Source organism: Streptomyces hainanensis (assembly GCF_004348415.1).
GTDB classification, from domain to species: Bacteria; Actinomycetota; Actinomycetes; order Streptomycetales; family Streptomycetaceae; genus Streptomyces; species Streptomyces hainanensis.
Map to the genome: position 1 here is coordinate 1 of NZ_SMKI01000309.1, position 9,584 is coordinate 9,584.

Below are 9,584 nucleotides of genomic sequence, written 5' to 3' on the forward strand. Positions count from 1 at the left end.
GGGAAGCCCCGCGCGCAGCGAAAAGGGCGGGTAGGTGGGGGAAGCCCGGGACCGCCCGTGAGGGGCCCGTCAGGACTCCGTCCGGTACATGAGGTCCACCTCGAACGTCCGGAACCCCAGCGACTCGTACAGCCGCACCGCCGACCCGTTGTCCGCGTCGACGTACAGCATCGCCGTGTCCAGGCCCGGCCTGGCCGCCAGGTGGCGGAGGCCGGTCGTGGTGAGGGCGCGGCCGAGGCCGAGGCCCTGGGCCGCGGGTGAGACGCCCAGGACGTAGATCTCGCCGAGGCCCACGGCCCGGTGTTCCTTGGTCCAGTGGAAGCCGAGCAGCTCGCCGTCCGACGTGCGCTCGGCGAGGAAGAAGCCGGCCGGGTCGAACCACGGTTCGGCCATCCGCGCGTCGAGGTCACGCTGGGTGAGCGATCCCTGCTCCGGGTGGTGGGAGAAGGCGGCCGCGTTGAGGGCGAGCCAGGCCGCGTCGTCCTGGCCGGGGACGAAGGTCCGCATCCGCACGCCGGACGGCGTCGTCGCCTCGGCCGTGCGGAGGCCGCCGAGCGGGCGGCGCAGCTGGCGGAGCTCGCGGAAGAGCGTGAGCCCCAGCGCCTGCGCCAGGTGGCGCGCCGGCGGGTGGCCGCCGTGTGCCCAGAGCCGGAGCCGGTGGCCGGACTCGGCCAGCAGAGCCCGGCCGAGCGTCCGGCCGTGGCCCTGGCCGCGCCGCTCCGGGTGGACGACGAGTTCGCCGGCGGACGGCTCCACCGCGTCGGTGCCGTCCAGTTGGGCGTAGCCGGCCAGCCCGTCCGCGTCCCGGAGCAGCAGGTGCCGCACCCCGGCCCGCGGGCCGCCGCGCAGCAGCAGCCGGCCCTGCTCGGACACCGCGTACTGGCCGTCGACCTTCGCCGCCGCCTCGATCAGCTCCTGGATCAGGGGCAGTTCGTCGCCCGTGACCTGGTCCCGCTTCAGCACCTCACTCATGCCATCGACCCTAGGACACCCATGCGCGGGTGATCCAGATCACATCTGGGCGCGCGCCGGCCGCCCGCGCCCCGAACGTGCCCGAATCCGCCCGTCCCCTTCCTTTCATCTCGTCGTTACACACATCCCCCTGCCGGGCTACGCGCGTAGCCAATAGGGTGCGGCCCATGCACGCACGGATGTTCAGACTGACCGCGGGTGCCGCCACACTGGCAGCTGTCGGGGCGCTCGCCGTCGCCCTGCCAGCCGCGCAGGCGAAACCCGATGACCACCAGAACGGTTCGAGACCCGGCCAGGGCCCGACCGTCGACCTCCAACTGCTGGCGATCAACGACCTGCACGGCGCCCTCGAGCCGCCCACCGGCTCCAACGGCGAGGTGACGTACCGGCACGAGGACGGCACCACCGAGCAGATCCGCGCCGGCGGCGTGGAGTATCTCGCCACCGGGCTGCGCGAGGCGCGCCGCGGCGAGGCTCGTTCCCTGACCGTGGCGGCCGGCGACCTGATCGGCGCCACCCCGCTGCTGTCCGGTCTCTTCCACGACGAGCCCACCATCGAGGCGCTCAACCGGCTGGAGATGGATGTCGCCGGCGTCGGCAACCACGAGTTCGACGAGGGCTGGGAGGAGCTGACCCGGCTCCAGGAGGGCGGCTGCCACCCGGTCGACGGCTGCTACACCGAGGACCGCGAGTTCGAGGGCGCAGACTTCCCGTACCTCGCCGCGAACGTGGTGAACGAGGACACCGGCCGCCCGATCCTGCCGCCGTACACCATCCAGAACGTCCGCGGCGTCAAGGTCGGCGTCATCGGCGTCACGCTGGAGGGCACCGCCGACATCGTCACCCAGCAGGGCATCGAGGGCCTGGAGTTCCTGGACGAGGTCGAGACCATCGACCGCTACTCGCGCGAGCTGCGCCGCCGCGGCGTCAACGCGATCGTGACGCTGATCCACGAGGGCGGCTACCCGTCCAACACGGCCTACAACGCGGACTGCGAGGGTGGCGCCGACGGCGGCATCTCCGGGCCGATCGTGGACATCGCCCGCAACGCCAGCTCCGACGTGGACGTGATGATCACCGGCCACACCCACCAGCCCTACGTGTGCTCCATCCCCGATCCCTCGGGCCGGGAACGCCTGGTGACCTCGGCGGCCTCCAACGGCCGGCTGTTCACCGAACTGAACATGAAGTACGACATGCGCTCGGGCGACATCGTCCGCGCCTCGGTCGAGGGCAGCAACCGGGTGGTGGACCGCGAGCAGCGGCCGGCCCGCGACCTGACCCGGCTGCTTGAGGACTGGAACAGGCTGGCCGCCCCGGTGGCCAACGCGCCGATCGGCTACATCACCGAGGACATCAGGGGCCGCGGCGCCGGCACACCCGAGTTCCCGCTCGGCGACCTGATCGCGGACGCCCAGCTGGCGCACGCGCGTGAGCTCGACGAGTCGACGACCATCGCGCTGATGAACCCGGGCGGCGTGCGCGCCGACCTGACGTACGCGGCCTCCGGCGGAGAGGGCGACGGCGTGGTGACCTACGGCGAGGGCTTCACCGTCCAGCCGTTCTCCAACACCGTCAACCTGCTGGACGTGACCGGCGAGCAGCTGCTCCAGGTGCTGCGCGAGCAGGTGTCCGGCGCCAACGCGGCGTCGCCGAAGATCCTCCAGCCGTCGGCCGGCCTGACCTACACGCTGGACATGACCCGCTCCGGCGCCGACCGGATCGTGGCCGACTCGGTCCGGATCGACGGCGAGCCGCTCGACGCGGCGGCCACCTACCGGATCGCGGTCAACAACTTCCTGGCCGGTGGCGGCGACGGCTTCGCCACGCTGGCCGACGGCGAGAACCCGGTGGTCGGCAACGACGACATGCGGGTGTTCGCGGACTACCTGACCGCCAACTCGGCGCCCGAGGCCCCGATCGCGGCCCCGGCCGCCGACCGCATCACCGTGGTGGAGTAGTCCCCCCGAGCACCCCCGAACACCACCGAACACCACCGAACACCCCGCACCATCCGGAACGGCCGGGCCCCCGTGGGCCCGGCCGCTTCCCGTTCGGCGGGGCGGCGCCCTCAGCGCGGCACCCTCAGCGCGGCAGCGCGATCGCGGTGACAAGCAGCCCGTCCTCGGCCAGCCACCGGCCGGTGAACTCCTGGTGCCGGACGCCGTCCACCACGGGCCCCGGCACCAGCAGCCGGGCGGTGAAGGTGCCGGCCACGCGGTCGAAGTCGAGCGCCGCCTCCTCGAAGTCCAGCCACTTGCCGGTGAGCGGGTACCAGACCTTGTAGACGCTCTCCTTGGCGCTGAACAGCAGCCGCTCCCAGCACACTTCGGGGTACACGGCGGCCAGCCGGCGCAGCCTCGGCCGCTCCTCGGGCAGCGAGACCAGGTCGAGCACGCCCGGGTCCCGCAGGGGCTCGTTGGGCTCGGCGTCGATGCCGAGGCCGGCGACCGCCTCCCGGCGGGCGACCGCCGCGGCCCGGTAGCCGTCGCAGTGCGTCATGCTGCCGACGAAGCCCGGCGGCCAGCCGGGCGCCCCCCGCTCGCCCGGCAGCAGCGGCACCCGCGGCCCGCCGAGCGCGGCGAGCGCGACGCGGGCGCAGTGCCGCACGGTGCCGAACTCCCGCCGCCGCTTGTCGACGGCGGCGGCCACGTGTGCCACCTCCTCGGGGAACAGCTCGGGCGGCTCGGCCGGGTCCCCGAACGACTCGACCACCTCGACCGGCTCGTGGGCCAGCAGCTTGCCGAGCACGCCGCTCACCTGCCGGCCACCGCGGCCGGCAGGATCGGCACCAGCCGCCCCGGTTCCGTGGAGCGCGGCTGCCACTCGCGCGGGTAGCCGAGCGAGACCTCCTGGTGCAGGATCCCGTCCACCCGTATCTCGCGCGGGATGTGCAGGTGCCCGTAGACCACGGACGCGGCCCGGAAGCGGCGCGGCCAGTCCGCGCTGGCCTCGGTTCCGCACCACAGCGCGAACTCCGGGAAGCGCAGGATCCGCGTCGGCTCGCGCACGATCGGCCAGTGGTTGACCAGGACGCTCGGCAGCCCCTCGGGCAGCTCCGCGGTCAGCCGCGCCTCGGTCGCCGCGAGGCGGGCCCGACACCACGCGTCCAGGCTGGGGTGCGGGTCCGGGTGGATCATGAACTCGTCGGTGCACACCACCCCGGCCGCCTCGGCCACCGCCAGCGCCTCCGCCTTGGTGCGGGTGCCGGCCGGCCGGAAGCTGTAGTCGTACAGCAGGAACAGGGGCGCGATCACGGCCGGCCCGCCCTCGCCCTCCCACACCGGGTACGGGTCCTCGGGCGTGACGACGCCGAGCCGGCGGCACAGCTCCACGAGGTACGCGTAGCGCGCCTCGCCGGTCAGCCGCACCGGGTCGTCGGGCGGTGTCCACAGCTCGTGGTTGCCCGGCACCCAGATCACCTTGGCGAACCGCTCGGCCAGCAGCGTCAACGCCCACTCGATGTCCGTCGTCAGCTCGCCCACGTCGCCCGCGACCACCAGCCAGTCGTCGTCGGACGCCGGCCGCAGGCCCTCCACGATCCGCCGGTTGTCGTCGTACCGCACGTGCAGGTCGCTGATGGCGACGAGTCTCCTCGCCTTGCCCATGCGCCTCTCCCTCCCACGTCGATCCCACATCGATCCCACATCGGCCTCAAGAGATCCCAAGAGATCCCAAGAGAATCTCAAGAAGACTTGAGGTCTGCGCTACCCTCGGCGGCATGGCCCAGACCACGATCGCGAAGGAACTCACCATCGGGCAGCTTGCCCAGCGCAGCGGCGTCGCCACCTCGGCGCTCAGGTTCTATGAGGAACAGGGCCTGATCGCCAGCCGCCGCACCTCGGGCAACCAGCGCCGCTACCACCGCGACATGCTGCGCCGGGTGGCCTTCATCCGGGTCTCCCAGAACGTCGGCATGCCGCTGAGCGCCATCCGTGACGCCCTCGGCAAACTACCGGAGGGCCGCACCCCCAACCGGGACGACTGGGCGATCGTCTCCGAGTCGTGGCGGGTCGACCTCGACCGCCGCATCCACCGCCTGCGGCAGCTGCGCGACGACCTGACCGGCTGCATCGGCTGCGGCTGCCTCTCCCTGGAGAGCTGCCTGCTCGCCAACCCCGACGACATCTGCGCCCGCCGCGGCAGCGGCCCCCGCCGGCTGCTGGAGAACGACATCGACGGCACCGTCGACGGCGCCCGCGGCGACGGGCGGGCTTCCGACTCCTGCCAGGTGCCCGAGAACGAGCCGAGCTGCCGCTAGTACAGGCCCTGGCCGGCGCCCTCCGGTGGCGGCACGGGCGCGCCCGGGAGCCGCAGCACGGCCTCCGTGCCGCCCGCCGCGTCGCGTGCCGGGTGCAGCGAGACCTGGCCGCCCGACTCGCGCACCGTCCTGGCCACGATGGACAGGCCGAGCCCGGACCCCGGCAGACGGCGGGCGCCCGGGGCCCGCCAGAACCGCTCGAAGACGTGCGGCAGTTCGTCGGGCGGGATGCCGGGCCCGCGGTCGCGGATCAGCAGCATGCCGTCCCGCAGCGTGACGTCCACGCCGGCGGCCGCGTTGGGCCCCTCGGCGCCGAACTTCACCGCGTTGTCCAGCAGGTTGACCACCACCCGCTCCAACGCCGACGGCTCGGCGCGCACGAACCACGGGTCGAGCGCCGCGTTGATGGGCATGCCCCGCGCCCGCAGCCTGGCCCTGGCCACCGCGCGCGCCGCCACCTCGTGCAGCCCGACCACCTCCACCCGGCCGCTGCCCGCCGCCCGCTCCGGGCGGGACAGCTCCTGGAGGTCCCCGATCAGCGCGCCGAGCTCGGTGAGCTGCGCGGTCACCGACGCGAGCAGCTGACGCCGGTCGTCGGGCGGCAGCGGCCGACCGGTCTCCTCGCTCCGCACCAGCAGCTCGATGTTGGTGCGCAACGACGTCAGCGGGGTGCGCAGCTCGTGCCCCGCGTCCGCGATCAGCTGCTGCTGGAGCTCCCTGGACGAGGCGAGCGCCGCCGTCATCGAGTTGAACGAGCGGGACAGCCGGGCGATCTCGTCGTCGCCGGCGACCGGGATCCGCACGCTCAGGTCCTCGGTGCGGGCGATGTGCTCGGTCGCCTCGGTCAGCCGGTCCACCGGCCGGAGCCCGGCGCGCGCCAGCGCCACGCCCACCCCGGCCGCGCCCACCACGCCGCCGGCCGCCACCAGCGCCAGCACCACGGCCAGCGAGCGCAGCGGGTCGTCCACCTCGGACAGCGGCCTCGCCACCGTCACCGTGACCTCGCCGGCCGGCGTCCTGACCTGCCGGGTGATCACCCGGTACGCGGCGCCGTCGGAACCGGTGGCGTCGTGCAGCGACTCGCGCTGGCGGCCCTGCGCCACGGCGAGGTCGGAGTCGGAGACGTGCAGCGTCGCGTTGCCCTGGATCAGGCAGGCCTCGCCGTCGGGCCGCACCACCTGGGTGACGAAGCCGAGCGGCGACGGCACGTCGTCCGCCAGCTGGTCGGGGTCGGTGACGCAGCGGCCGCTGACCGCCTGGTCCGCCAGCATGGGGCCCTGGACGGAGCTGCCGCGCAGCGTCTCGTCGACCGACGACCTCAGCTGGCCGCGGACCAGGAACCACGCCGCCCCGGCGCAGGCCGCGACAGCGACTGCCACCGCGAGCGCGGTCAGCAGCGCGAGCCTGGACCGCAGCGGCAGGTCGCGGAACCGGCGCCTCATGTCCCGAACCTCATGTCCCGCACCTCACGATCCGCACCTCACGTCCCGGGGGCGCGCAGCACGTAGCCGACCCCGCGCACGGTGTGCAGCAGCCGCGGTTCGCCGCCCGCCTCGGTCTTGCGCCGCAGATACATGATGTAGACGTCGAGGGAGTTGGACGTCGGCTCGTAGTCGAAGCCCCAGACCGCGTGCAGGATCTGCTCCCTGGTGAGCACCTGGCGCGGGTGGGCCATGAGGAGCTCCAGCAGGGTGAACTCGGTGCGGGTCAGCTCCATGGGCCGCTCGCCGCGCGCGACCTCCCGGGTGGCCGGGTTCATCCGCAGGTCGCCGAAGGACAGCCATTCCTCGTCGGCCGCCGCGCCCGGCTCCCCGTCGGCACCGGCCCTGGCGTAGGAGCCGCGCCGCAGCAACGCCCGGAGCCGGGCCAGCAGCTCGTCCAGCTCGAACGGCTTGACGAGGTAGTCGTCGGCGCCGGCGTCGAGCCCGCTGACCCGGTCGCCGACGGTGTCACGCGCGGTGAGCATCAGGATGGGCACCCGGTCCCCGACGGCGCGCAGCCGCCGGGCCGTGGTGAGTCCGTCCATGCGGGGCATCAGCACGTCGAGCACGATGGCGTCGGGCGCGTACGTCTCCCGCTTGGCCAGCGCGTCGACGCCGTCCACGGCCGTCTCGGTGGCGTACCCCTCGAAGGCCAGGCTGCGGCGCAGCGCCTCCCGCACGGCCGGCTCGTCGTCCACGATCAGCACGCGGGAACCCTCGCTCATGGGGCCAAGTCTCGCATCAGGCGTTGTCGCCGGTCACCGCGTCGGAGCCCGCGCTGTGCAGGAACTCCTTGACGGTGTTGATCGGGATCGCGAAGCCGAGGCCGGCGCTGCCGGAGTCCTGTCCCGTGCTGTACATGGCGGAGTTGACGCCGATGATCTCGCCGCGCATGTTGACGAGCGCGCCGCCCGAGTTGCCCGGGTTCAGCGAGGCGTCCGTCTGGATGGCCTCGTAGCTGGTGGTGGACGAGCCGACGTCGCCGTTGTAGCGGCCGCCGCCGAACTCGAACGGCCACTGCTGGGTGCCGTCGCCCTGCCCGCCGCCGCCGTCCTCCCTGGCCACGGTCACCTCGCGGTGCAGCGCGGAGACGATGCCGCTGGTGACGGTGCCGGTCAGCCCCTCAGGCGAGCCGATGGCGACCACCTGGTCGCCGACGGCCACGGTGTCCGAGTCCCCGAGTGTGGCGGCGGTCAGCCCGCTGACGTCGCCGGCCTCGATCAGCGCCAGGTCGGTGTCGGGGTCCGTGGCGGTGACGGTGGCCTGCGCGGTCGAGCCGTCGCTGAACGTGACCTCGACGGTGTCGGCGCCCGAGACCACGTGGTTGTTGGTGAGGATCTCGCCGTCCGAGGTGAGGACCACACCGGAGCCGGTCGCGCTGCCGGTGGAGATTTCGACGACGCTGGGGCTGACGGCGGTCGCCACCGAGGAGATCGTGCCGGTGGAGCCGACCGAGACGGCCGAGGCGCTGGTGCCGGAGCTGGCGGAGGACGATCCACCGTCCGTCGCGGTGTCGAGCAGCGCGGCCGTGCCACCCCCCGCGGCCGCCGCGACGATGGCCACGGCGGCGAACAACGCCACCGGCCGCCGCGCGCGCTTCCGGTGCCTGGGCTGACCATCGACGAGCGGCTCGTACGCCGGCTGGGGCGGGTACGCGTTTCCCTGGACTGGCTGGTCTGCTGCCTGGTTTTCGCTCATGGGACGACGGTGCGCCCGGAAGATGAGAGGAGTCTGAGGCCCGGCTCAGAATCTTCTACGGATCAGCCGCCGCAACCGCAGGAGCGGCGGATCTTGAGCTGGACGGGGAACTGCCGCAGCCGCTCGTTCTGGAGATCCTCGGGGTCGCCTATCGCCAGTTCGACGGCCGCCCTGGCCATCGCCATCCGGTCGGAACCGACGGTGGTCAGCGGCGGATCCGTGAGCGCCGCCTCCTTGACGTCGTCGAAGCCGACGACCGCCAACTCGCCCGGCACGTCGATCCGCAGCTCGCGGGCGGCCCGCAGCACGCCGATCGCCTGGTCGTCGGTGGCGCACATCAGGGCCGGCGGCCGATCGGGCCCCGCGAGCAGGTCGAGGGCGACGCGGTAGGCGTCGTAGCGGTTGTAGAGCGCCTGGAACAGCCGGCCCTCGGTGGGCAGCCCGGCCTCGGTCATGGCCCGCCGCCAACCGGTGACGTGGTCGGTGACCGGGTCACCCGACTCCGGCGTCGAGTCGACGCCGCCGAGGCAGGCGACATACGGATAGGCGTGGTCCACCAGCAGGTGCCGGGTTATGCGCTGGGCGCCGCCGATGTCGTCCACGTGGACCGCCACGTCGTCGATCGAATCGGGCCGCTCGTGCAGCAGCACCACCCGGGCGTCCCAGGCGTCGATCTCGGCGGCGGCGTGCTCGCTCGGGCCCTGGCTGATCAGGATCAACCCCGACACCCGCATCCCGAGGAACGCCCGCAGATAGTGGACCTCGCGCTCGTCCCGGTAGTCCGAGTTCCCGACCAGCACCATCTTGCCGCGCTCGTCGGCGGCCTGTTCGACGGCGTACGCCAGCTCGGCGAAGAACGCCTGCCGGGCGTCCGGAACGATCAGACCTATCAGGTCGGTGCGCTGCGAGGCCATCGCCTGCGCGACCCGGTCCGGCCGGTATCCCAGCTCCTTGATCGCGGCGAGCACCCGCTCGCGCGTACCCGCGGCCACCGGGCGCGGGCCGTTGTTGATGACATAGCTGACGACGGCGGTCGAAGTCCCCGCCAGCCGCGCCACGTCGTCCCGCGTCACCTTGGCCACGGCGCGTAGTCTACGCGCGCAACCCTGGTGCGCGGTACGGGGTCCTGGCCGGACGGCTTGGCCGGTGGGGGGTTTCGCCCACCCACCCAC

The 9,584-nt window shown here is 73.2% G+C and carries 9 protein-coding genes; 2 read left to right on the forward strand and 7 right to left on the reverse strand.

Going from position 1 to position 9,584, the window contains the following annotated elements; translation table 11 throughout:
* Window positions 1-69: 69 nt before the first annotated feature.
* Window positions 70-972, reverse strand: coding sequence for a mycothiol synthase (gene mshD / locus E1283_RS24795; RefSeq protein WP_132820361.1), 903 nt, complete (start codon window positions 970-972; stop codon window positions 70-72).
* A gap of 167 nt (window positions 973-1,139) precedes the next feature.
* Between mshD and E1283_RS24800 the strand changes: the two genes are divergently transcribed.
* Window positions 1,140-2,933 carry a bifunctional metallophosphatase/5'-nucleotidase gene (locus tag E1283_RS24800; RefSeq protein ID WP_132820362.1) on the forward strand — a complete coding sequence of 598 codons (1,794 nt, stop codon included), beginning with the start codon at window positions 1,140-1,142 and terminating at the stop codon, window positions 2,931-2,933.
* Between the two features lie 124 nt (window positions 2,934-3,057).
* On the opposite strand, the gene E1283_RS24805 is transcribed toward E1283_RS24800, so the two are convergent.
* Together E1283_RS24805 and E1283_RS24810 are read right to left on the reverse strand one after the other, a co-directional pair.
* Window positions 3,058-3,723 (reverse strand): 4'-phosphopantetheinyl transferase family protein, encoded by a 666-nt coding sequence (locus E1283_RS24805; RefSeq protein WP_132820369.1) that lies wholly within the window; start codon window positions 3,721-3,723, stop codon window positions 3,058-3,060.
* A gap of 5 nt (window positions 3,724-3,728) precedes the next feature.
* Window positions 3,729-4,580, reverse strand: coding sequence for a metallophosphoesterase family protein (locus E1283_RS24810; protein ID WP_132820363.1), 852 nt, complete (start codon window positions 4,578-4,580; stop codon window positions 3,729-3,731).
* 113 nt (window positions 4,581-4,693) lie between these two features.
* On the opposite strand from E1283_RS24810, the gene soxR reads away from it, so the two are divergent.
* On the forward strand, window positions 4,694-5,233 hold the full coding sequence (soxR, locus tag E1283_RS24815) for a redox-sensitive transcriptional activator SoxR (protein WP_132820364.1): 540 nt from the start codon (window positions 4,694-4,696) through the stop codon (window positions 5,231-5,233).
* Here the strand turns inward: soxR and E1283_RS24820 are convergent.
* From E1283_RS24820 to E1283_RS24835, 4 genes are all read right to left on the reverse strand, one after another.
* A complete protein-coding gene (locus tag E1283_RS24820; protein WP_132820365.1) occupies window positions 5,230-6,675 on the reverse strand; it encodes a HAMP domain-containing sensor histidine kinase in 1,446 nt (481 codons plus the stop codon). The genes soxR and E1283_RS24820 overlap by 4 nt on opposite strands.
* Window positions 6,676-6,713: 38 nt before the next feature.
* Window positions 6,714-7,439, reverse strand: coding sequence for a response regulator transcription factor (locus E1283_RS24825; protein ID WP_132820366.1), 726 nt, complete (start codon window positions 7,437-7,439; stop codon window positions 6,714-6,716).
* Window positions 7,440-7,455: 16 nt separating this feature from the next.
* Window positions 7,456-8,412 carry a S1C family serine protease gene (locus E1283_RS24830; protein WP_132820367.1) on the reverse strand — a complete coding sequence of 319 codons (957 nt, stop codon included), beginning with the start codon at window positions 8,410-8,412 and terminating at the stop codon, window positions 7,456-7,458.
* Between the two features lie 62 nt (window positions 8,413-8,474).
* Window positions 8,475-9,494: a LacI family DNA-binding transcriptional regulator gene (locus tag E1283_RS24835; RefSeq protein ID WP_132820368.1), complete on the reverse strand. Its 1,020-nt coding sequence runs from the start codon at window positions 9,492-9,494 to the stop codon at window positions 8,475-8,477.
* Between the last annotated feature and the right edge of the window lie 90 nt (window positions 9,495-9,584).